At 69.6% G+C, this 22480-nt stretch carries 19 protein-coding genes, 1 tRNA gene and 1 pseudogene; 3 read left to right on the top strand and 18 right to left on the bottom strand.

Annotation, left to right across the window (positions count from 1 at the left end):
- Nucleotides 1-18: 18 nt before the first annotated feature.
- From GH723_RS10210 to GH723_RS10220, 3 genes and pseudogenes are all read right to left on the bottom strand, one after another.
- Nucleotides 19-2310 carry an ATP-dependent DNA helicase gene (locus GH723_RS10210; RefSeq protein ID WP_153759548.1) on the bottom strand — a complete coding sequence of 764 codons (2292 nt, stop codon included), beginning with the start codon at nt 2308-2310 and terminating at the stop codon, nt 19-21.
- Nucleotides 2311-2441: 131 nt separating this feature from the next.
- A pseudogene (gene mobF, locus GH723_RS18820) lies at nt 2442-3356 on the bottom strand (MobF family relaxase); the annotation flags it as partial.
- Nucleotides 3357-3415: 59 nt separating this feature from the next.
- The gene (locus GH723_RS10220; protein ID WP_153759549.1) at nt 3416-3784 is read right to left on the bottom strand and encodes a hypothetical protein; all 369 of its coding nucleotides are present in this window, start codon (nt 3782-3784) and stop codon (nt 3416-3418) included.
- A 368-nt stretch (nt 3785-4152) separates the two neighbouring features.
- On the opposite strand from GH723_RS10220, the gene GH723_RS10225 reads away from it, so the two are divergent.
- The 3 genes from GH723_RS10225 to GH723_RS10235 all read left to right on the top strand — a co-directional run bounded on the left by GH723_RS10225 (nt 4153) and on the right by GH723_RS10235 (nt 6582).
- Nucleotides 4153-5001, top strand: coding sequence for a tyrosine-type recombinase/integrase (locus tag GH723_RS10225; RefSeq protein ID WP_153759550.1), 849 nt, complete (start codon nt 4153-4155; stop codon nt 4999-5001).
- Nucleotides 4950-5516: a tyrosine-type recombinase/integrase gene (locus GH723_RS10230; RefSeq protein WP_195210235.1), complete on the top strand. Its 567-nt coding sequence runs from the start codon at nt 4950-4952 to the stop codon at nt 5514-5516. Before GH723_RS10225 ends, GH723_RS10230 begins: the two co-directional genes overlap by 52 nt.
- Before the next feature lie 82 nt (nt 5517-5598).
- Complete coding sequence (locus tag GH723_RS10235) at nt 5599-6582, top strand: hypothetical protein (RefSeq protein WP_153759552.1); 984 nt, start codon at nt 5599-5601, stop codon at nt 6580-6582.
- A 229-nt stretch (nt 6583-6811) separates the two neighbouring features.
- Here the strand turns inward: GH723_RS10235 and GH723_RS10240 are convergent, their stop codons facing one another.
- From GH723_RS10240 to GH723_RS10310, 15 genes are all read right to left on the bottom strand, one after another.
- On the bottom strand, nt 6812-8449 hold the full coding sequence (locus GH723_RS10240; protein WP_195210236.1) for a UvrD-helicase domain-containing protein: 1638 nt from the start codon (nt 8447-8449) through the stop codon (nt 6812-6814).
- Nucleotides 8442-10076: an ATP-dependent nuclease gene (locus GH723_RS10245; protein ID WP_153759554.1), complete on the bottom strand. Its 1635-nt coding sequence runs from the start codon at nt 10074-10076 to the stop codon at nt 8442-8444. The genes GH723_RS10240 and GH723_RS10245 overlap by 8 nt, the downstream gene beginning before the upstream one ends.
- Nucleotides 10077-10371: 295 nt before the next feature.
- A tRNA-Leu gene (locus GH723_RS10250) sits at nt 10372-10455 on the bottom strand.
- 102 nt (nt 10456-10557) lie between these two features.
- Entirely contained in the window at nt 10558-10794 is a 237-nt protein-coding gene (gene secG, locus GH723_RS10255; RefSeq protein WP_153759555.1) for a preprotein translocase subunit SecG, read from the bottom strand.
- Between the two features lie 60 nt (nt 10795-10854).
- Complete coding sequence (locus GH723_RS10260) at nt 10855-11886, bottom strand: ABC transporter ATP-binding protein (RefSeq protein ID WP_153759556.1); 1032 nt, start codon at nt 11884-11886, stop codon at nt 10855-10857.
- Complete coding sequence (locus GH723_RS10265; protein WP_153759557.1) at nt 11883-13016, bottom strand: ABC transporter ATP-binding protein; 1134 nt, start codon at nt 13014-13016, stop codon at nt 11883-11885. The genes GH723_RS10260 and GH723_RS10265 overlap by 4 nt, the downstream gene beginning before the upstream one ends.
- Nucleotides 13013-14020: an ABC transporter permease gene (locus GH723_RS10270; RefSeq protein WP_229022769.1), complete on the bottom strand. Its 1008-nt coding sequence runs from the start codon at nt 14018-14020 to the stop codon at nt 13013-13015. The genes GH723_RS10265 and GH723_RS10270 overlap by 4 nt, the downstream gene beginning before the upstream one ends.
- Nucleotides 14013-15002, bottom strand: coding sequence for an ABC transporter permease (locus GH723_RS10275; RefSeq protein ID WP_153759558.1), 990 nt, complete (start codon nt 15000-15002; stop codon nt 14013-14015). The genes GH723_RS10270 and GH723_RS10275 overlap by 8 nt, the downstream gene beginning before the upstream one ends.
- 65 nt (nt 15003-15067) lie before the next feature.
- On the bottom strand, nt 15068-16771 hold the full coding sequence (locus GH723_RS10280; protein ID WP_153759559.1) for an ABC transporter family substrate-binding protein: 1704 nt from the start codon (nt 16769-16771) through the stop codon (nt 15068-15070).
- 231 nt (nt 16772-17002) lie between these two features.
- A complete protein-coding gene (gene tpiA / locus GH723_RS10285) occupies nt 17003-17788 on the bottom strand; it encodes a triose-phosphate isomerase (RefSeq protein WP_153759560.1) in 786 nt (261 codons plus the stop codon).
- Entirely contained in the window at nt 17781-18902 is a 1122-nt protein-coding gene (locus GH723_RS10290; protein ID WP_153759561.1) for a phosphoglycerate kinase, read from the bottom strand. The genes tpiA and GH723_RS10290 overlap by 8 nt, the downstream gene beginning before the upstream one ends.
- A gap of 10 nt (nt 18903-18912) precedes the next feature.
- Nucleotides 18913-19926: a type I glyceraldehyde-3-phosphate dehydrogenase gene (gap, locus tag GH723_RS10295; protein ID WP_153759562.1), complete on the bottom strand. Its 1014-nt coding sequence runs from the start codon at nt 19924-19926 to the stop codon at nt 18913-18915.
- A gap of 81 nt (nt 19927-20007) precedes the next feature.
- On the bottom strand, nt 20008-20862 hold the full coding sequence (gene rapZ, locus GH723_RS10300) for an RNase adapter RapZ (RefSeq protein WP_153759563.1): 855 nt from the start codon (nt 20860-20862) through the stop codon (nt 20008-20010).
- Between the two features lie 50 nt (nt 20863-20912).
- A complete protein-coding gene (locus tag GH723_RS10305) occupies nt 20913-21650 on the bottom strand; it encodes a class I SAM-dependent methyltransferase (protein ID WP_153759564.1) in 738 nt (245 codons plus the stop codon).
- Nucleotides 21643-22437, bottom strand: a complete 795-nt coding sequence (locus tag GH723_RS10310) for an acyl-CoA thioesterase (protein ID WP_153759565.1) — start codon at nt 22435-22437, stop codon at nt 21643-21645. Before GH723_RS10310 ends, GH723_RS10305 begins: the two co-directional genes overlap by 8 nt.
- Between the last annotated feature and the right edge of the window lie 43 nt (nt 22438-22480).

Consider the following 22480-nt stretch of genomic DNA (forward strand, 5'->3'; position numbering starts at 1 on the left):
GACTGGGCGGTGCAGAGGTCACAGCGAGAGGCCTGGAGCGTCACGATCGAGGCTCCGTCGTGGCAGCTCGACGACCTCCCCGAGCGCGGCGATCGCTCGGTTGGCGGCGTAGTAGGTGACCTCGTGGTCGGCCTGGCCGACCAGCGGGAGCGATCCGACGAGCGTGGTCTCGGGGAGATCCCAGAGGGCACGGTGTTGGGCGACGCGCCCTGCGGCCGCGACCCATCGCTCGCGTGCAGCCGGATCATTGGGTACGGGACCGAGGCGGGCGACGAGGAGCGGCGTCGGCTGGTCTGCGGCCGACATGCCTCGGGCGCGGGCGTCGGCCTCGATCGCCTGCTCGACGCGCTCGGGTTCGCCACGCCGTACCGCCCCGTCGAGACGAACGGTCTGCTCACGAGCGGAACGAGCGGCCTCGACCTCGTTGGGCAGCTCGCTGAGCTCGGTCTCCATCTCGTCGATCTGTCCCGGTAGCACCCGGACCTCGCGCTTCGCGTTCTCGATCGCCGAGCGATGGTGTCGACGGTGGAGGGGGCGGTCGTGCTCGCCGAGTGTCCGTGTCGCATCGGCGAGACAGGCTCGGGCACGCCGGATCTGGTCGCGCAGTACCTCCTTGCGACCGGCGAGGTCAGCGAGCGCTCGGTCGTGGTCGCGGAGTCGCCAACTGATCCGCTCGGCCGATGCGCAATGAGACGCTGCTCGACCGACGAGAGCTCGTAGCTCTCGCTCGGGGAGCGGCGCCGACGGGATGGCATGCCGCGGTCGAATCGCGTTGTCCCGGTGGCCGTCGCCGCGGCTGGCCCGCGACTTGGGTCGGTCGAGGCGCAGCGCGTTCGCGGGCTGGTCGATCCAGGTCCGGGCGACGGCTTCGGCAATGACCTCGGCGGCGGTGCGCTCGTCGTTCAGCACGACGAAGGCCTCGTTCGTAGTGCGGCCACGGGTGAGCGGGACGTAGATGCCGCTGGTGCCGGTGGGTCCGTCGAGGAACAGGAAGCTGCGGTCGACGGTGCGGCCCTGGGTGGCGTGGCTGGTCTCGGCGTAGGCCAGCTCGACGTGAGCGGCGACGTAGTCAGCGGGTAGGGCGACCCGGCCGGTGCGACCGGCGACGGTGAGACCGCCGTCGTCGTGGACGGCCTCGACGGCCCAGTGGTCGCGGTTCTTGACCATGTGGGCCTGGTCGGTGAGCAATGTCCGGTCGTTGCGACGGGTGGCGACCAGGTCACCGGCGAACGCCCGACTGGTGCCGACCTTCACCGAGCGGCTGCGGAGGTCGATCTCACCGGTAGCGATCCGCTCGTGCTGAGCCAGCTCGTTGAGCACGTCGACGCCGGCCCGGGTGGGGGCCATCATCGCCGCGGTCTCGCCGGCCTCCGTGGCGCGTCGCCAAGCTGCGACGGTGGCCTTGGCCATCTGGCGGCCGGTGCCGCCGTGGAGGCGGTCGTGGTGGTCGTAGAGGGCGACGACGTCGGTGTCCCCGCGGCGGAGGCGGAGGCTGGCGTCTCGTTCCCAGGACGCGTCGAAGCGGTGGACCCGGTCGAGTTCGACGGCGCCGATGGTGTCGACCAGGTAGCCGAACATTCCGGAGCGGCCGACGGCGGAGAACTGCATCGGATCGCCGACGAGGGCGAGTCGCCAGTCGCGGCGGTCGGCCAGGTCGATCAGCTCGGCCAGACGCGGTGTGGGCACCATCGCGGCCTCGTCGACGACGACCGTGGTGCCAACAGGGAGGTCGTAGCGGTGCTGGGGTGGGCGGTCGAGGCGGTGCTCAACGAGCAGCTTGTCGAGGGTGTCGGCGTCGATCCCGGTGTCGACTGCGAGCACCTCGGCCGCTGCCGCGGATGGTGCGACCCCGAAGCACGGCCGGCCCCGGTCCTGGAGGTGAGCGACAGCGGGGCGCATGGCAGTGGTCTTGCCGGTGCCGGCCGGACCGACGACCAGGACCAGGCGCCGCTCCCCCGCCACCACCCCAGCCGCGTGCTGCTGGACTGCGGACAGCGCGTCGCCGCCGTCGAGGTCGTGGACGTCACTGCCGCCCTCCACCGCCCACCGCTGGGTGAGGTCGAGGATGTGCTCCTCCTCGTCGAGGATGGAGGGGTGGTGAGGATCCGGTCGAGCGCTCCCTCGGTGACCGGCCGTCCGTCGTCGCGGACGGGAACGTGGTCGGGGACGGTCTGCGAGATGTCGACGCTGAGCGCGTCCTCGACGTGCGACGCGAGGCGCTGGGCGCGCTCGACGATCTCGCCAGCGGTCCCACCGAGTCGGGTCGGCAGGGCGGCGGCGATCTCGCGGGTGATCTCGGCCGGGCGCCACACGGACTGGGTGTCTCGCAGCGAGGACAGGGCGGCCATCACCGTGTCCCGATCGGTGACGGCGTCGCCCTCGATCGGCCGGGTCCGACCGGTGACCCGGTCGAGGTAGCGCTCGGGTGAATAGCCGAGGGCGTCGAGTTGGTCGTGCCAGTCCTGGTGGAGGTCGGCCGCATCGGCGCTGGCCTTGGTGGGTCGGCTGTCGGTCGCTGCCTCCCGTTCGATGCGCCAGCGCTCCCGAGGGCTCGGGCGACGGCCGAGGTCGTCGACGAACCGCTCGGTCTTCTCGTCGATACGGCGGGTCATCTGCTTGGTGCGCTGGGAGAAGGCGTCGAGGACCTCCTCGGGAGAGTCGGCCATCTCGGCCTGGCCGTTCTCGACGTCGTTCCAACGCACGCCGAGCCGACCGGTCAGCTCGGCTCGGAGCCCGGCGGCGTAGAGGGCCGAGACGGTGCGCTGGTCGTGCTTCAGGGTGCGGGCGTCGAGCGCCAGCCATCGACCGTCGGGGGCCATCACCCGGTTGACGATGACGAGGTGGGTGTGGACCTGGGGGTCGTGCGCTCGGCTGGTGTGCTGACGAAAGGCGGCGGCGATCAGGCCGTCGGCATCGACGGTCCAGATCTCCCCGTCGACGCGGTACCGGCAGTGGGCGTGGTCCTCGATCCAACCGAATGCCGCGGCGACGGCTGCGTCGTGCGCGTCGAGGACCTCGTTGCGGACGCGTTCGTCGCCGATGGCGAACAGGACGGACACCGACTTCGGCGCCGAGCAGGTGACGTCGAAGCCTCGGACGGTGCGTTCGTGGTGGCTGGTGCCGAGCAGGGCGCCGTCGATCGGGTCCCGCCCGTCCATGAGCGCGAGGAAGTGGTCGTCGTCAACCTCGCCCGCCAGCCCCAGCGCCTCGGCACCCAGGCCGAGCCACTGGCCAGGCGGCTCGTCGCCGTCGAGGTAGTAGCCGCCGGGAACGTCGACGTAGTAGGCGCCGGCGTCGGGGCCCTTGAGCGTGGTCACCCGGGCGGTCACGGCCGCCTCCCGCACGAGCTCGTGCACTCGTCTGTCGATCGGTGCGACGTTGGCGCCGCGGTGGTGCGGTTCACGGCGTCGCTCCTTCAGCAGGAGGGGTCGGCGTGGGTGACGGAGATGCCGGTGCCGTCGAGGTGGAGCACGTAGGACGGCGGGTCCATCGGTCCGGTCGACGGGAGAGCGTCGAGGACGCCGGATCGGCGGAGCTGGCGGAGGCGACGGTGGGCGCTGTCCTTGGACAAGAACCCGAGCTGCTCGGCCACGCCCCGGGTGCTGGCCCGCGCCACGAGTCGGCCGTCGATCACCTCAGCCCGAACCGCCAGCACGTGCAGCACGGCCAAGGCGTCCGGTCCGTGCTCGCTCAGGAACGCATGAGCTTCGGGGTAGCGGTGCTCGACGACCACCTCGCCCGGCACCAACGCGGGGGTGGGCTCGGGACCGGACGGTCGAGCCACGCTCGGTCGGCGTACCCGCGGGCGCGTCGAACGCCGCGCCGGCAGCTCGACGTCGAGGCCCAGGAGAGGGAGCTGTTCGGCGGGCATGGCGACCTCCGGACGGGCGCGGAGATCCCGTCACATAGGTAGGCCCCTGAGCAGGCCGGATCTCGCGCAGAAATTTGAGGTTCCTGCCGAATTCGTGTCCCCGATGTGCGACACGGGCTCGTGTCGGTGGTGGGACTGGTCAGATCGACCGCACGGCGCGACGATGGCGACCGCACCCGCCAGGCCGCTCGGCCGGTGGGCCCCTCGTGACGGGGGTTCGTCCGTCGCCTTCCCAGCGCTTCGACCGACGGGGTCGGAGCTGTCCCCTTCGGGAGACGACGATGGCCGCGAGCCGCAACAACGTCCGCAAGCGCGGATCGACCTGGACCTACTACCTCTACGTCACCGACGGCGCCGGCGAGCGTCGGCAGAAGTCCAAGGGCGGGTTCGCCACCCGCAAGGAGGCGGAGACTGCCAGGGTCGAAGCCCTCGCTGCGCTCTCGAACGGCAACTGGGTGCAGCCCGACCGGCTCACCGTCGCCGAGTTTCTCACCGACGAGTGGCTACCGACCCAGCGCCCGCCGACCCTCGAGGAGAGCACCTACGCCAGCTACGCCCGGAACATCCGGCTCCACGTCGTCCCCTACGTCGGCGCCATCCGGCTCCAGCAGCTCACGCCGATGGACCTCAACGCCCTCTACCGGACGCTCCTCGACTCCGGCCGGCGACCGCCGGGCTCACCGGTCCGGCGGCACGATCCCGCCGTGCTCGACCTCATCGCCCGACTCAAGGGGGAGGGCCACACGTGGCAACAGGTGGCCGACACCGTCGCTGAGCAGTTCCCCGGCCTCGCTGGAATCACCCGCCACGCCGTCGCCTCGGCTCACCGTCGAGCCCAGGAGCCGAAGCCCGCTCCGAAGGATCCCGGGCTGAGCAACCGGATGGTCCGCTACGTCCACACGATCATCCACGCTGCACTGCGCGACGCCCTGCGCTGGAACCGCGTCACCCGCAACGTCGCTGCGGTGGCCACTCCCCCGCCGCAGGCATCGACCCGACGGGGTCGCCACACGACATGGACCGGCGAGCAGCTCGGCCGGTTCCTCGACTTCGTCTCCGACAGCCCCTACCTGCCGGCGTGGCTGTTCCTGGCCACCTGCGGCTCACGCCGCGGCGAGGTCCTCGGCTGAAGTGGGACGACGTCGACCTCGATGCGGCCACGGCGATCATCTCCCGCCAGGTGGCCATGGTCGACCATCGCATCGTGGTGAAGGACCTCCCGAAGACGAAGGGCGGTCACACGATCTCGCTCGACCCGGGCACCGTCGAGATGCTCGCCAACTACCGCGAGCGCCAGGCGGCGATCAAGCGCCTCCTCGGCGGCGGCTACCGCGACGACGGCTGGATCTTCACTCGCCCCGACGGCACGCCGATCCACCCCGAGCGGTTCAGCCGCGAGTTCCTCCGCAAGCAGGAGGCCTACAACAAGGCCCACCCCGACGAGCCGCTCCCGCGGCTAAAGCTCCACGGCCTCCGCCACACGTGGGCAACCCTCGCCCTGGAGGAGGGTAGCGACATCCACGTCGTGAGCGACCGCCTCGACCACAGCAGCACCCACATCACGAGCCAGATCTACACGCACGTGACGAGGCCGATGCAGTCGGACGCGGCCGACCGCGTCGCGGCAAGGATCTTTGGTCGATGACCTGGCTACTCACGAGCAGGTACTGAGCCCGACAGAGGAGCGCTCGCGCCCAGCCGCGAGTGACCGCGCCTACCGTGGCCAGATGACCGGCACGTCATCGACCTGGGTGGAGTTTCCCGAGTTCCGTCAGTACGAGGCGACCCGGCAGCAGGCCAACAACGCGATGATGGCCCTCCTTGCGGGGTCGAAGCTTGCAGCCCACACGCTTCAGCTCACAAGCGGCTCTCGCCAGCTCCTCCCTGAGATCTTCCCCGGGGTCGAACACATCAGCTACTTCAACCTTCGGACCGACGCAGCGACGCAGCTACTCCTCGATACCGGTCACCACCTCGGCGCTGTTGCCGTGCCGTACGCGTTGGCCGTCCACGAGGACTTCGTCATGACCGTGCTGGAGATGCTCGACACGATGGGCCGCGTCAGGAGAGCGCCTGGGACCAACAGCGACCTCACGAAGAACCGCGTCAGGGCATGGAACATGCACGAGGCCGTCTACCTGACCCTTGGACAACCCGTTCCGGCCAGGGGCTCGGCGGAGGTCGCGCTGGAGCACTTCCACCTCCTCAGGGAGATGCGGAACGCGCATATCCATTCTGGTGGGTCGATCTCCTCGGAGCTGCAAGACCAAGTGACCGATATCAGCGCTCCAGCAGAAGCCGAATGGCACCGGGTCGCGAGGCGAGCGCCGGCCGATGTGATCGCGATGCCGAGACTCCGCTTCACGACTTTCGACATCTTCGCTGCGTTCGGAGCCACCAAGGCTCTCGGCCGCACCATCAACACGCTGCTCCGGGATGGCCTGACACCGACCGAGTGGGCAGAAATCTGCAGATCCGACTACTCGGCTGTCTCGTCGAAGAGCGCCGGAAGCGACCAGTGGATCCGCGGGCTCCTGGGACACGGCACCGCCTTCTACGGAACCACGTCGATGACCCAGACAGACCTGCTGGATGCTGCCATCGCAGCCGGGCAGTGGACCGCAGGGCGCAGCTTCGCCCCTCGTCGCAGCCAGCGGAACGCACGGCGGACGCGAGACCCCGGTTCCCTACACGAAGGGGGCGGCGTATGACGCGAGGAAATTGGTGCTCTTCCCATTGAGCTACACCACACGGGGTGGTGCCAGGACTCGAACCTGGGTCTCCAATTTTTGCGAACGGCCCCGGTCTCGCTCCGGCCGAGGTCTCACCTCGCCGTTCTCTAGCCCCCGAAGTGTAGCTGCGGGATCGAGGTGGCCCACCAGCTTCACGCCAGGGATCGCGGACACCGCTCGCAGAGGGCGGACACCCAGCCCACCCAGCTCAGCGGGCGTCGATCACTTGGTCTACCTCAGCCTCGATGAGCCCGAACCACCGGCTTGGGTCGCGTCGGCGGTTCTCGCCTTGCCAGTTGGGGACGAGTTCGCAGGTGGCGACGACGAGCTGCTCTCGCGCTCGCGAGGCCATCACGTGCAACACGGCGAGCTCCGCGTCGAGGTCTTCGGCACGTCCGGACTTCATCGCTCGGTAGTGAGGAAGGAACGCTTCCTCCAGACCGACGATGATCACGCGATCGAACTGCTGACCCTTACCGACGTGGCCGTTCAGCAGGTGCAGCCCAGGACCGACTGGGTCCTCCGGGCTCGATGAGATGCGGATCCCGCTGACAATGTCGGCAAGGGACATCTCAACGACGAGCTCACCAATCGTGTCGAATACCTCGTTCAGCTCATCCTGCGAGTCGAGGTCCAAGTCGTCGATGTCGACGTAGCAGCGAAGGTAGAGGTCCTCGACTGCCTCACCTCTGTCGAGAGCGGGATCAACCAAGGGAAGGTGCCGAACGAGCAGCTCGACGATTGACGGCCTGTGCGCAGGGAAGTCCCAAATCTCGGCGAGAAGTCCCCTCCGCTGGATCTCCTCATCCACCCACTTGCGCCGTCCCTTGGCCCGCGCAATCACGCCGACGCTCAGTGCTGGGTCCTCATCCATCCAGTCCTCGACGGTGGCCGCGACCCAATCGGCCTCCTGGCGAGCATCCTTGGTCCGAAGGGAGACCAGGCGCCCGCGCCCTTCCCATTCGTCCTCGGACGCGGCACGCACGTCCTGCCCACCGAGGGCCTTGCTGAGAGCGCTCACAGCACGGAGCACCGGTGGGCTCGACCGGTACGAGGCTGTCAGCTCGATCTCACAAGCGTCACGCCCGCGTATTCGCTCGACGACGAGGTCTGGTTGGGCACCGGCGAAGCCATAGATCCCCTGCGCCGCGTCGCCGGCCCACAGTGTCCGGCCAGGCGCAATCGGTGACGCAAGGTCGAACTGGGCCAAGGACAGGTCCTGGACCTCGTCGACTACCACCACCGCGAATCGCTCGCGGTAGAGGGACACAACGCGGGGCTCCCCCAGGACGAGCAGCCCGAGTCGGATCAGGTCGTTGAAGTCACGCCGGCCTGCCTCGCGGATGCGTTGCTCGTACGCGAGCGCCGCGCCCATGCCGTAGTCGTCGAGCCTCTCGATCACCGTGTCATCGTCGTAGGCACCGAGTTTGCAGGAGCGCAGTACCCGCTGGAGCTCTTCCTCTTCGCATTCGTACTCGCGGCAGATCGCCCTTGTGGTCGTCGCCTGCCAGCCGCGCTGCGGCGCGATTTCTAGCGGGTCGAGGCCGATCGATGTGCAGTGGTGCTGGTGGAGGTGAAAGGCCCAACCGTGGAAGTTCGTGACCGTGGCCCATCGCCACCACCGCGGTCCTAGCTCCCGCCGGAGCCGGGATCGGAGGTTGGCCTTTGCCTTGTTGGAGAATGTCAGGCCGAGCGCCCGGCGCGGAGGCAGCAGTTCACCGCGCTCGACCAGCACTCGGAGCCATCGCGCAATGCCCTCGGTCTTTCCGCAGCCCGGCGGCGCGGTCAACAGGGTCTCAGCGATGGGGTGGCTGACGTACCAATCCGGCTTCCCTGCGTTAGGCATTCTGCGCTGCCTCGACGGCATCCTCGATCACCTGCAGAAGCGGGCGAAGCGAGCGAGCTGCCGGCTCGGTCAACGCGGCGGCCAAGGCAACAGCCACGCGCACCTTGTTGCGTTTCCGACCACACCAGGCCAGATAGTCGTCGGGATCGATTAGCGAAGCAGAGCTCGCGCCGCACCCCTTCACGACGTGCTCCTCCTCGTAGTGACCGGACTCCACCAGCAGTGCGAGATGGTCACCGACCCCGAGGCCCGCAACGCATTCCCCCTCTAGATCAGGTCTGGCGACCTGGAAGCGGTGCGATGCGATGTCGGCCTCAGCGACGCCCAATGCTGACGCCACGTCGCCGGCCTCTGCCTCGTCGACCAATCCGGCCAAGGGCACGCCGAAACCATCGGTCCCGAAGAGGCGGATCGACGGCCCGAATGCACCAGACCCCCCGAGCTCCATGACGAAGATCCCGAGCCGGTCGAGGTCGTACCCACACGCCCTCGCGACTGCTTCGATCAGCACTCGGTCCGCGATCCCCTCAACGAGGATGGCCGCCCTGCTTGTCACGGGCTCAAGGGTTGCGGCGGTCCACCAGTGCTCGGCCAGCTTTGGCTCGTCGGCGAAGGGATGGCTCTCAAGCTGTCGCGGAGCACGTCCCGGCACGAAGGCCACGACGTCGAGCGGAGAGAATCGCTCGAGGACGGCTGGCGAGTGCGTGGCTACGACTCGCTGGCCCGCGGCGCCGTTTAGCCGACGCGCAAGCTGCGCCTGTGCTCGCGGGTGGAGGTGAATCTCCGGTTCGTCGACAGCGATGATCGATGCGGTCCCTCTCGTCAGGAGCTGGACCGCGACCGTTGACATGGCGCGCACGCCGTCGCTCTGCTGACGGAGTGACCGCTTGCGACCATCCGCGTCCTGCAGGTGCAGGTCGACGTCAGCCAGCGGGTCCACCTCGTCGGCATTCGGGAGTCGGAGCACAACGTCCTCTTCGGCGACCGATCGCGGGAGGAGCCCGGCAAGGGCCTGGGCGATCTCCCCCCGAAGGGAGCCGAGCGCGTCGGCTGAGTCAATGACGCCGTGCAACGCTGTCACGGCATCGCGGATCTCCTCCTCCGAGTCACCGAGGTCGATCCCGCCGAGGAGCACCCGGACGGCTGATCGCCGGTTGGGACCCAGCTCGCGATCAGGCGAACGGCCGGCGGGAAGATACGCCCATCCGATCCACTGGAGCTGCTCGTACGTTGCCCTGAGTGGCAGGCCGGGCTTGAGGAACCCGCGTTCGATGACCACCTCCTCGCTCCCTGGTTCGGCACGCACGACGAGACGAAGCGTCAGGGTCGGGTCCTCTTCGGGGTCGCTCGGAACCAGGATCTGATCTGCAAACGCGGCCTGCTCATCGGTGCTGAACTCGACAAACACGACCGTCACCTCGGCCGGCAGCGATGCGTCTCGCAGTACCTCGAGATCGAGGGACCCGTAGAGCTGTGCTTGGGAGCCGGAGAGGACGGCGTCGAGCAATCCGAGCAGCGAGGTCTTGCCGCACTCGTTCGGTCCGACGAGCACGAGGTGGTTGTGTACCTCGATGTCGAGGTCAGGAACCGCCCGATGGTTGGCAACCTTGATGCTCTTGATCCGCACGGGCCTCTACTTCGCTCAGTCCGGGTGGCGAGGTGTAGACGAACCTGTCGGATGGGCGGCGCCGGGGGTTGTCGACCATGTCAACCGCGCTGGCCGCCAAGCGGCGCTCCACCGTCGGGCGCGTTCGCAACCTGACCGGGATTGCGGCTGGCGTCCCGACGCACCGGCTCTCCAAGCGCTGGGCCGGAGTTCCACCGCCACCCACTCCGCCGTGTCCTGGTCCGGGTGATGACAAATCGCTGACAAACGGACCCTCCAGCCGTTCCGCCGTATCCCCTGACCTGCGGGTTTGTCGTGTCGGAGGGGGGACTTGAACCCCCACGTCCTTTCGGACACTAGCCCCTCAAGCTAGCGCGTCTGCCTATTCCGCCACTCCGACGTGGCCTCTCCGGTTGCCCGGCGAGACGTGCACTCTAGCGCCTCCCCGCCGACCCCACGAAACTCCGGCGGGGTTGTCGAGCCGACGCGGACCTCGGTCCGGTCAGTCGATGGTGAGCGCCAACCCGAACGTGCTCAGGGCGAAGATCAGCGACGCGAACACGGTGAGCCGGTCGAGGTTCTTCTCCACCACCGTCGAGCCGGCTGCCGTGGCACCGAGACCACCACCGAACATGTCCGACAGGCCGCCGCCCTTCCCCGAGTGGAGGAGGACGAGCACGATGAGCGCCAGGCTCACGAGCACGTGGACGACGGCGATGATGGCGGTGAGGACGGACACGGAAGCTCCAGGACGAGTGCGAGACGGCCCCGTGGGGGACCGTGCGAGGCTATCAGCCGCTCAGACCACGTCGGCGGTCTCGGCGTAGTGGCAGGCGACGGGGTGGCCCTGCCCCCGGTCGATGAGCGCCGGGGTCTCCTCGGCGCACTTCTCGGTCGCCTTCCAGCAGCGGGTGCGGAACCGGCACCCCGACGGTGGGTTGGTCGGGCTCGGCACGTCGCCCTCGAGCACGATGCGCCGCCGGCGCCGCTCCACCGAAGGGTCGGGCACCGGCACCGCGGACAGCAGCGCCTGGGTGTAGGGGTGCGACGGCCGCTCGTAGATGTCGTTGCGGTCGCCGATCTCCATGATCTGGCCCAGGTACATCACCGCCACCCGGTCGGAGATGTGGCGCACGACGGAGAGGTCGTGGGCGATGAACAGGTAGCTCAGCCCGAGCCGCTCCTGGAGCTCGACCAGGAGGTTCACGACGCCGGCCTGGATCGACACGTCGAGCGCCGACACCGGCTCGTCGAGCACCAGCACCTTCGGCTCCAGGGCCAGCGCCCGGGCGATGCCGATGCGCTGGCGCTGCCCGCCCGAGAACTCGTGGGGATAGCGGTTGGCGTGCTCGGGGTTCAGGCCGACCAGCTCGATGAGGTCGGCGACCCGCTTGCGGCCGTCGCGGTCCCACAAGCCGTGGATCTTCAGCGGCTCGGCCACGATCTCGCTCACCGGCATGCGGGGGTCGAGCGAGGCGTACGGGTCCTGGAAGACGATCTGGATCTCCTTGCGGAGCTCACGCATCTCCCGGCTGCCCATCTCGGTGATCTCCCGCCCCTCGAACCGCACCGACCCCGAGGTCGGCTCGATCAGGCGCAGGAGGCACCGGCCGGTGGTCGACTTGCCACAGCCGGACTCGCCGACGAGCCCCAACGTCTCGCCCTCGGCGATGTCGAACGAGATGTCCGACACGGCGTGGACGTGGCCGACCGTGCGACGCAGCACGCCGCCGCCCCGCACCGGGAACTCCTTCACCAGGTTGCGCACCGAGAGGATCGCCTCGGCGCGCTCCGGCAGCGCCTGCTCGGCGCCGGTGGCGGTGTCGGTCATCGTCCCAGCTCCGTGGCGTCGGTCGGCAGGTGCTCGGTGGCGACGTCCTCGTCGTAGCCGGGCAGGTCGCGGTCGACGTTGTCGTGCCCGGCGATGAAGATCGTCGAGTCCATGCCGGGCTCGGCGAGCCGCTCGGCGTAGTGGCAGGCGGCGAGGTGCCCGTCGCCCATGTCCCGCAGCGGCGGCTCCTCCACCCGGCACCGGTCGGTGGCGAGCGGGCAGCGCGGCGCGAACGGGCACCCCGGCAGCGGGTTCACCATCGACGGCGGGGAGCCGGCGATCGGCGTGAGCGGCTTGCGCTCCCCCACGTCGACCCGGGGCAGCGAGCCGAGCAGGCCGAGCGTGTAGGGCATGCGGGGCGAGGCGTACACCTGGTCGATCGTGCCGATCTCAACCGGGCGGCCGGCGTACATCACGAGCACCCGGTCGGCCATCGAGGCCACGACGCCGAGGTCGTGGGTGATGAGCACGAAGGCGGCCTTCGACCGCTCCTTCTGCTCGATCAGCGTCTCGAGGATCTGCGCCTGCACGGTGACGTCGAGCGCCGTGGTCGGCTCGTCGGCGATCACGACCGCCGGCTCGTTGGCCATCGCCATCGCGATCATCGCCCGCTGGCGCATGCCGCCCGAGAACTCGTGCGGGTAGGACCGGGCCCGCTGGTCCGGCTGGGGGATGCCGACCCGGGCGAGGGTGGCGACGGCCTCCTCGCGCGCCTCCTTCTTGGTGACGTCGCGGTGGGCCAGGATCGACTCGGCGATCTGCTCCCCGACCCGGTGGACGGGGTTGAGGCTCGTCATCGGGTCCTGGAAGATCATCGAGATCGTCTTGCCGCGCACGGCGTTGATGTCCCGGCGGCGCTGGTTGAGCAGCTCCTGGCCCTCGAGGCGCGCCGAGCCACGCACCGTGGCGGTGCGAGGCAGCAACCCCATGATCGCCAGCGACGTGACGGACTTGCCCGAGCCGGACTCGCCGACGATGCCGAGCACCTCGCCACGGCGCAGGACGTAGGACACGCCCCGCACGGCGTGCAGCGTGCCGTCCTCGGTGCGGAAGTCGACCTCGAGGTCCTCGACCTCGAGCACGTGGTCGTGGTCGGTGAACACCGGCTCCGGCGGCCCGACCGACCTCATGCCCGCACCCGCGTCTGCTTCGGGTCGAAGGCGTCGCGCAGGCCGTCGCCGATGAAGTTCACGCAGAGGACGATCACGATGATCACGAGCCCCGGGAAGTAGAAGAGCCACGGCCGGGTCTGGGCCGCGGTCTGCCCGTCGGCCACGAGCCGGCCGAGGGAGGTGTCGGGCACCCGGACACCGAGGCCCAGGTAGGAGAGCGTCGTCTCGATGAGGATCGCGGCGGCCATGGTGAGCGTGGCGGCCACGATGATCGAACCGACGATGTTCGGGAGGATGTGGCGCAGGATGATGCGCCGGTCCTTCGCCCCCGCCGCACGAGCGGCCTCGATGTACTCCTTCTCCCGCACCGAGAGCACCTCGGCCCGGACGATGCGGGCGATCTGGGTCCACACCAGGGCGGCGATGATGACCGCCAGCCAGAACCAGCCGCCGCCACCGCCACCGACCACCCGGCGGGACAGCACGAGCAGCACCGCGAGGCTCGGGATGGTGAGCACGAGGTCGACGAGCCGCATGAGCAGCGAGTCGACGAACCCGCGGTAGAAGCCGGCGATGGCGCCGATCGCGACGCCGAAGGTCGTCGAGAAGAAGGCGACCAGCAGCATGATCTGGACCGACTTCTGCGCACCACGCAGCACCATGGCGAGGACGTCGTGGCCGACGCCGTCGGTGCCCATCGGGTGCTGCCAGGTCGGGCCGGTCGAGTAGTTGTCGGTGATCTCGTCGTAGGAGTAGGTCCAGAACCGGCCGCCGACGAGCGACCCGACGACGATGAGGAAGAGGATGACCGCCGCGGCCACCGCCAGGCGGTGGCGCATGAAGCGGCGCAGGATCATCCGCCACTCGGAGCGGGCCTGGATGGTGAACTCGCCGGCGACCTGGCCCGACGCCGGGACGCCCGGGTCCTCGGCCGCAGGCACGTCGGCCTGGGGCGCGACGCCGACGCCCGGAGGCCCCGGTGTGCGCTCCTCGGGGAGCTCGGTGTCCTGGTCGTCAGTCAAGGCGGATCCTCGGGTCGAGCAGGGCGTACAGCACGTCGGCGAGCAGGTTGAACACGACGACGACGATGGCGGTCACGAGCAGCCACGCCTGGACGACGTTGACGTCGGCCGCGGTGACCGCGTCGATCAACAGGGTGCCCATCCCCCGCCAGTTGAACACCCGCTCGGTGACGATGGCCCCGCCGATCACCGCCGAGAAGTCGAGGGCGACCACCGTGGTGACCGGTATCAAGGCGTTGCGCAAGGCGTGCTTGCGGATGACCTGGCTGCGGGGGATGCCCTTGGCCTCGGCCGTGCGCACGTAGTCGCTGTTCAGCGTCTCGAGCATCGACGAGCGGGTGTAGCGGCTGTACGCCGCGAAGCTCACGAGGATGAGCGTCAGCGCCGGCAGGAACGTGTGACCGGCGATGTCGCCGATGCGGGCCATGAAGCTGCCGTTGAAGGTGGCCGACTGCGACCCGACGGTGGCGATCCAGCGGCTGAACCCCCACCCCTCGAGCACGTTGTTCAGGCGGATGGCGGCGAACTCCTTCAGGAGCACCGCCAGCCAGAAGACCGGCAGCGAGTAGAAGAGGAACGCGGCGAAGGTCGACGAGTAGTCGAACCACGAGTACTGGCGCACGGCGGAGATGACACCGGCGATCAGTGCCAGCACGACGGCGATGAAGATGGCGACGATCACCAGGCGGAGGGTCGTGCCGAGGGCGCGGGTGAGCTGGGGCGCGACGTCGCTCCCCTGGTTGTCCTCGCCGAAGTCACCTTGCACGGCGTTTCCGAGCCAGATGCCGTAGCGCTCGAACAGGGGCTTGTCGAGGTTGAGCTCACGCTCGCGGGCCTCGATCACCTCCTCGGAGATGCGCGGGTTGAGGCGCAGCTCCTCGAGCGGGTCGGCGGCGGACGCGACCAGCAGGAAGACGATGAACGACGACGCGAGGACGAGCGGGATCGAGACGGCGAGGCGCCGGACGATGAACGCGATCACAGGGTCAGTAGAGCACGGCGGGGCGGGGGCACGACGGCCCCCGCCCCGCTACGCACAGCTGGTCGCTACTGGATCGTCCAGGTGGGGGCGTTCCAGGTCGGACCCTGGTACCCGTTGTACTGGACGCCCGAGACGTCGTCGGTCCACATGATGATCTCGGGGTTCTGGAACAGCGGGAGGGTCGGGAGATCCTCCCAGAGGATGGTGTCGACCTGGTTGTACAGGTCGACACGGGCGTCCTCGTCGAGGGTCACGTCGGCCTCGGCGAGCAGCGAATCGACCTCCTCGTTGCTGTACTTGGCGAAGTTCTGGCCCTCGCCCGAGGTGTACAGCGAACGCTGGGAGCCGAGGGTCAGGCCACCGGTCCAGCCGAAGAGGGCGATGTCGAAGTTGCCCTCGTCGAGGAAGTTGAAGTCCGGCTGCGGCGCGAGCTCGATCTCGAAGCCCACGGCGGACAGCTGGTCCTGGATGAGCTGGGCGGTCTGCTCACGGCGCGGGTTCGGGTCACGCCAGGTGATCCGCAGCGACAGGCGCTGGCCGTCCTTCTCGTAGACGCCGTCGGAACCCTCGGTCCAGCCAGCGGACTCGAGCGCCTCACGGGCGGCGTCCTGGTCCTGGGTGGCGAACTCGCCGGCGTTGTCGACGTAGTTGGCGCCGCCGGGGAAGAACACGCGGTTGTTCAGGACCTCGACCTCGTCGGAGAACTGGCCGGGGATGCGCTCGACGATGCCGGCGCGGTCGAGACCGAGGGCGATCGCCTGACGGACCTCGAGCTCGGCGAGGATCGGGTTCTCGAGGTTGAAGTCGAGGTGCTCCCAGAAGGTGCCGAAGCCGATCTCGAACTCGGCGTTGTCGATGCCCTCCACCTGCTGGAGGAGGTCGAGCTGGGCCTGCGGGAAGCCACCGTTGATCTCACCGTTGGCCAGGGCCTGCGGCTGCTGGGCGGCGTCGGTGATGAACGGGAAGACGAGGCGCTCGGTGGCGGCGGGCTCACCGAAGTAGTCCTCGTTGCGCACGAGCACGACGCTCTGGCCCTGGTCGTAGGACTCGACCAGGTACGGGCCGCCGGAGATGACCTCGGCGGGGTCGAGGTTCTCGGGCTTGAACGACTCGGTCCAGGCCACGGCGGGGTCGCCGTCACCGGCGGCCTCGAAGGCGTGGCGGGGGAACACGTAGTCGAACAGCGCACGCCAGTCGGCGTAGGGCTCGGTGAAGGTGACCGTGACGGTCTTGCCGTCCTCGGAGCCCTCGACGCTCTCGATCAGCTCGTAGCCGTTGGTGCCGGCCGGGGCGTACGCGCTCTCGGCGTCGCGCTGGGCCTCCCACATGAAGGCGAAGTCGTCGGCCGTGATCGGCTCGCCGTCGCTCCAGTTGGCGTCGGGATTGATCTCGTAGGTGACCACCTGCGGGTCCTCGCTCGTCAGCTCGATGCTGGTGACGAGGTCCTCGTTCTGCACGAGCTCACCGTCGGTGCCGCCGTAGATGGCGCCCGGCCAGACGAGGCTCATGATGTACTGCGTCCACGCTGCGTTGTCGGCAGCGGTCAGCCAGTTGAGGTTGGTCGGCTCCTGCTCGGCGGCGAAGACGATCTCGGTGCCCGAGGTCGGGCCCCCCTCGCCGTCCTCTCCCTCGGCCTCGGTGGTCTCGGTGTCGGTGTCGCCGCCGGCGTCGCCGCCGTCGTCGTCATCGTCACCGCCGCACGCCGCGGCGATCAGGGTGAAGCTGAGCAGCAGGGCCAAGAGCTTCCAGAGGGCTCGATGACTGCGCACGTAGTCGTTCTCCTTGGAACAGGGACATGGATCCGGTGCCGAACCGCCGGGCGCGCCCGTGATCGACCGAGCGGACGATCGGGGCGAGCCTGGGGAGCTCGTGCCGGGGTGTTGGTGCTGCGGCGCCGGGACCCCCGCCGGAATCCCAACTCGTGAGACGGTACCAGAACGTCGGCCGGTGGTCGTCCCGTCGCGCCGCGTCGTTCGTACGGCGTTAACCGAACGACGCGCTCAGCTGTCGCCGTGGCGCCACTGGACGATGCGGGCGAAGTCGTCAGCATCGAGGCTCGCGCCGCCGACGAGCGCTCCGTCGATGTCGGGCTGGGCCATCAGCTCGGCGGCGTTGCCCGGCTTCACCGACCCGCCGTACTGGATGCGCACGGCCTCGGCGGCGTCGCCCCCGGCGACCTCCCGCACCGTCGCCCGCACGAGGGCGCACGTGGCCTGGGCGTCGTCGGGCGTGGCCGTGCGGCCGGTGCCGATCGCCCAGATCGGCTCGTACGCGATCACCATCGCGCCGACCTGCTCGGCCTTCAGCCCCGCCAACCCGGCCCGCACCTGGCCGGACACCTTGTCCTCGGTGCCGCCGGCCTCGCGCTCCTCGAGGGTCTCCCCCACGCAGAGGATCGGGGTCATCTCGCTCTTCACGATCGCCCGCACCTTCTGGTTGACGACGTCGTCGGTCTCGCCGAACAGCTCACGGCGCTCGGAGTGGCCGGCGATCACGTAGGTGACGTCGAGCTTGGCGAGCATCGGGGGGGCCACCTCGCCGGTGAACGCGCCCTTCTCCTCCCAGTGGCAGTTCTGGGCGCCGAGGGCGACGGGGATCTCCTCGCTCTGCAGGAGGGTCTGGATGGAGCGGAGGTCGGTGAACGGCGGGTGCACGGACACGTCGACGGCCTCGTAGTCGTCCTTCGTGAGGCGGTACGCCAGCTTCTGGACCGTCTGGATGGCCTCGAAGTGGTTGTGGTGCATCTTCCAGTTGCCACTGATGAGCGGCTTCCTGGGCTCAGGCATTCGGGGCTCCCCTCAGGGCCTCCAGGCCCGGCAGGTCGCCCTGCTCGAGCAGCTCGAGCGACGCACCGCCGCCCGTCGAGATGTGGTCGATGTCACCTGCGAGCCCGAACTCGGCGACCGCGGCGGCCGAATCCCCGCCACCGACGACCGTGAAGCCCTTGGCGTCGGCGACGGCCTGGGCCACGTGGCGGGTGCCGGCGGCGAAGCGCGGGTCCTCGAAGACGCCCATCGGGCCGTTCCAGAAGATCGTCCGGGCCTCGGCGATGACGTCGCCGAACTCGGCGGCGGTGCCGGGACCGATGTCGAGGCCCATCCACCCGTCCGGGAGGCTCGTGCCCGCCTGGCGGACCTCTCCCCCGGCGTCGGGATCGCCGATCTTGCCGCCCGGGCCCAAGGCCGTGATGTCGGACGGCAGGTGGATCTTGCCCGACTCGAGGAGCCGCCGGCAGGTGTCGACCTGGTCCTCCTCGAGGAGGGACGAGCCCACCGACCGGCCCTGCGCGGCGAGGAACGTGAAGCACATCCCCCCACCGATGAGCAGGGTGTCGACGACGCCCATCAGCGCCTCGATCACCCCGAGCTTGTCGGAGACCTTCGATCCGCCGAGGATGGCGACGAACGGCCGCTTGGGCTGCTCGCGCAGGCCGCCGAGGATCTCGACCTCCTTCGCGAGCAGCCGCCCCGCCGCCGAGGGCAGGAAGCGCGGCGGACCGACGATCGACGCGTGGGCCCGGTGCGAGGCGCCGAAGGCGTCGTTCACGTAGAGGTCCTGGCCCTCGATCAGCCTCTGGACGAACGCCGGGTCGTCGGACGTCTCGCCCGGGTCGAACCGCAGGTTCTCGAGCAGCTCGACGCCGGGTGCGAGCTCGGCGAGCCGGGCCCGCACCGGCGCGACCGAGTACTGCGGATCCGGCGCGCCCTTGGGACGGCCCAGGTGGGTGCAGGCGGTGACCTGCGCCCCGTGCTCCTGCAGGAACTGAATGGTGGGCAGCGCGGCACGGATGCGCAGGTCGTCGGCGATCTCGCCGTCGCGCAGCGGGACGTTGAAGTCGGCGCGGAGGAGCACCCGGCGACCGTCCAGGTCGCCGAGGTCCTCCAGTCGGGGGACGCTCACGGTCGCCCGATCAGCTCTGGTTCGCCGAGCCGACCGTGACGGTGAGGTCGACGAGGCGGTTCGAGTAGCCCCACTCGTTGTCGTACCAGCCGAGCACCTTCACGAGGTTGCCCATGGCCATGGTGAGCGGCGCGTCGAACGTGCAGGACGCGGGCGAGCCGACGATGTCGGACGAGACGATCGGCGCCTCGGAGTAGGTGAGGACGCCGGCGAGCGGACCGCTCTCCGCCGCCGCGCGGTAGGCGGCGTTCACCTCGTCGACCGTGACGTCCTTGGAGAGGACGCCGACGAAGTCGGTGATCGAACCGGTGGGGACCGGCACGCGCAGCGAGGTGCCGTCGAGCTTGCCCTGCATCGACTCGAGCACCAGGCCCGTCGCACGCGCGGCGCCGGTGCCCGTCGGGACGATGTTGATCGCCGCGGCGCGGGCCCGGCGGAGGTCCTTGTGGGGGCCGTCGACGAGCATCTGGTCGCCGGTGTAGGCGTGGACCGTGGTCATGAGGCCCTTCTCCACGCCGAAGGCGTCGTCGAGGACCTTGATCATCGGCACGAAGCAGTTCGTGGTGCACGAGGCGTTGGAGATGACCTTGTGGCTGCCCGGGTCGAACGTGTCGTCGTTGACGCCGACCACGAAGGTGGCGTCGGCGCCCGACGAGGGAGCGGAGACGATGACGTACGGGGCGCCGGCATCGATGTGCGCGGCGGCCTTGTCGCGGTCGGTGAAGAAGCCGGTGGACTCGATGACCACGTCGACGCCGAGGTCCCCCCACGGCAGGTTCGCCGGGTCCCGCTCGGCGAGGACCTTGAGCTGGTCGCCGTCGACGACGAGGCCGTCGTCGTTGGACTCGACGGTGGCATCGAGGCGTCCCATCACCGAGTCGTACTGGAGGAGGTGGGCCATGGTGGCCTTGTCACCGAGGTCGTTCACGGCCACGAAGTCGATGTCGGCGCCCTGCTGCTTCGCCGCTCGGAAGAAGTTGCGGCCGATCCGGCCGAAGCCGTTGATCCCGACACGAACGCTCATGGGCGATGTCCTCCTTGGGGGGTGATGTAGGCCCTATCCGACCACGTCGCGTGACGACGTGCCAACGCGTCGGCCGGTGGGTCAGCGGTCGATGTCGCGGTGCGACACCGTGGGTGCGTGGCCGTGAGCGGCGAGGCGCTCGGCCATGGCCTCGGCCAGGGCGACCGATCGGTGCCGACCCCCGGTGCAGCCGAACGCCACGGTGAGGTACGACTTTCCCTCCCGCACGAACGCCGGGAGGACGAGCTCGAAGAGGTCGTCGAGGCGGGCCATGAACTCGGCGGTCTGCGGCTGCTCCATGACGTAGTCGCGCACCGGGGCGTCGAGCCCGCTCAACGGGCGCAGCTCGTCCACCCAGTGCGGGTTGGGCAGGAAGCGGCAGTCGATCACCATGTCGACGTCGAGCGGGAGCCCGTTCTTGTACCCGAACGAGATCACCTGGGTTCGCATGAGCGAACCGGGGTCGATCTCGGCGGCGAAGAGGTCGACGAGGCGCTCCCGGAGCTGGTGCACGTTGAGGTCCGATGTGTCGACGACCACGTCGGCCTCGGCCTTCACCGGGTCGAGCAGCGTGCGCTCGCGCTCGATGGCGTCGGCGAGACCCAGCTCGTCGCCGAGCGGGTGACGGCGCCGCGTGCCCTCGTAGCGACGGACGAGGACCTCGGTGGTGGCCTCCAGGAACAGGATGCGCACGGGCGTGTGACCGGCCCGCACCTGCCGCAGGGCCGGGAGCACCTCGTCGAACCCCGGGCCGGTGCCGACGGCGAGCGCCACCTTCTCGTACTCGCCACCCGGCGTGGAGGCCAGCTCGGCGACCTTCGGGATGAGCTGCGGCGGGAGGTTGTCGATGACGAACCAGGCCATGTCCTCGAGGTGGTTCGCGGCCTCGGACCGCCCGGCGCCGGAGAGCCCGGCGATGACGATGAACTCGCTCACGTGTCCTGCCTGCACCTCGCTGGGCTCACGTGCCCGACCGTAGTGGCCGCTCAGTCCGATCGTCGGCACCGCAGCAGGAGCAGGCGCGGGATCGTCGCGGCCGCCTCGTACTCCGACGCTCGTGCGAGGAACCCCGGCGGAGGCGCGGGCTCCTCCATCCGTGTGAGCACGAGCCCCGCGTCCGCGAGCGCGTTGACGTACCGGCTGAGCGGCCGGTGGATGAAGGGGATGAAGACGTCCTTCTCCACCTCCTCCACCGATTCGTCCTCGACGAGGTAGGGACCGATCCTCCAGTACTGCTCGGGCGGGTCGAGGATCTGGTCGTCGATCCAGCCGCTGCCCGGGGTCTGGAGCAGCGGGTGGTTGAGGAAGAACAGGAACCGCCCGCCCGGTCGGAGCACCCGCGCGACCTCGGCGATGGCGTCGTCCACGTCGACGATGTGCTCGAACACCAGGCAGGCCACCGCGGTGTCGAAGCTGGCGTCCGCGAAGGGCAGCGCGGCCGCACCGGCGCGGGCGTAGACCGGGCCGCCTCCACGCCGCTCGGCCTCGACGACCTGCGCCCATGTGGGATCGACGCCGACGACCCGCCGCGCTCCCCCTCGCACGGCAAGGCGGGCGATCTGGCCCTCTCCGCACCCGATGTCGAGCACGTCGACGGCCCCGGCCATGTGCTCCGCCGCCAGGGGCAAGATCTGTTCCTCGTACTCCGGGTCGGCGCCCTCGGAGAAGCCGTCCTGCCACCAGCCGGCGTGGGCCTCCCAGAGGTCCTCGTCGTGCTCAGCCACGGATCCTCACGATCGTGGACTGGCTGGCGGTGCCGAGCAGGGTGCCGTCCTCGGCCCACTGGTGCACGAGGCCGTGGGCGAACCCGTTGGCGATGGCGTGGATGCGGATGTCGAGCAGAATCCACTCGGTGGGCACCGGACGGGCGATGCGGATGGTGTTGTCGAGGCTGTTGCCGCCGGCGTCGCGGGCGAGCGTGGCGCCGATGCCCCCGGGGACGAAGTCACCGAGAACGCCGAGGGTGGCCGCGCTCGTGTCGACGCCGGCGGGCATGCGAACCCACAGGGCGGATCGACCGTCGACGGTCGCGTCCAGGTGGGACCCGTCGGCCCGGAGCGCGACTCGCTCCTCGAGCCGGCTCATGATCCAGTCACCCTCCATGTGGCGGTGACGAGTACGTCGGGGGCAGTCGTCCGGCGGTTCAACGTCGGGGCGCGTGGCCCACTGGCCGGACGCCTCGACGTCGCGCTCCCCCAGGGCGGCGTTGACCGTCAAGATCTCGGTGTCGCCGACGTGCGCCACCGCACGGGCCTGGGTGACCGACCGGCCGGCGGCGGCGACTCGCACGTCGATGTCCACGATCGACGGCGGCTGGGCGTAGGACAGGTACTGGGCCGTGGCCCAGATGAGCGGACGACCCGTGGTGCCTTCGAGGGCGGCGATCGCTGCGCCGAGCCCGCACCCCCCGAAGAGGAAGTTCCCCGGCGTGCTGATGCCGGGCGTGACGGGGAGGATCCAGCGGTTGGGGTTGTGCGTGGGTTCGAGGCCCAGCCACTCACGAGCGTCCATCGGGACCCGATCGTACGGCCCGTTCAGGACTGCCCCGTACGTG

Source organism: Actinomarinicola tropica (genome assembly GCF_009650215.1).
GTDB lineage: Bacteria > Actinomycetota > Acidimicrobiia > Acidimicrobiales > SKKL01 > Actinomarinicola > Actinomarinicola tropica.

Excerpts from the sequence above, each read along its gene's own strand:
- GH723_RS10240 (WP_195210236.1), bottom strand. The coding sequence starts at position 8,449 with ATGCCTAACGCAGGGAAGCCGGATTGGTACGTCAGCCACCCCATCGCT.
- GH723_RS10310 (WP_153759565.1), bottom strand. The coding sequence starts at position 22,437 with ATGGACGCTCGTGAGTGGCTGGGCCTCGAACCCACGCACAACCCCAAC.
- GH723_RS10265 (WP_153759557.1), bottom strand. The coding sequence starts at position 13,016 with ATGAGGTCGGTCGGGCCGCCGGAGCCGGTGTTCACCGACCACGACCAC.
- GH723_RS10235 (WP_153759552.1), top strand. The coding sequence starts at position 5,599 with ATGACCGGCACGTCATCGACCTGGGTGGAGTTTCCCGAGTTCCGTCAG.
- GH723_RS10225 (WP_153759550.1), top strand. The coding sequence starts at position 4,153 with ATGGCCGCGAGCCGCAACAACGTCCGCAAGCGCGGATCGACCTGGACC.
- gap (WP_153759562.1), bottom strand. The coding sequence starts at position 19,926 with ATGAGCGTTCGTGTCGGGATCAACGGCTTCGGCCGGATCGGCCGCAAC.
- GH723_RS10260 (WP_153759556.1), bottom strand. The coding sequence starts at position 11,886 with ATGACCGACACCGCCACCGGCGCCGAGCAGGCGCTGCCGGAGCGCGCC.
- tpiA (WP_153759560.1), bottom strand. The coding sequence starts at position 17,788 with ATGCCTGAGCCCAGGAAGCCGCTCATCAGTGGCAACTGGAAGATGCAC.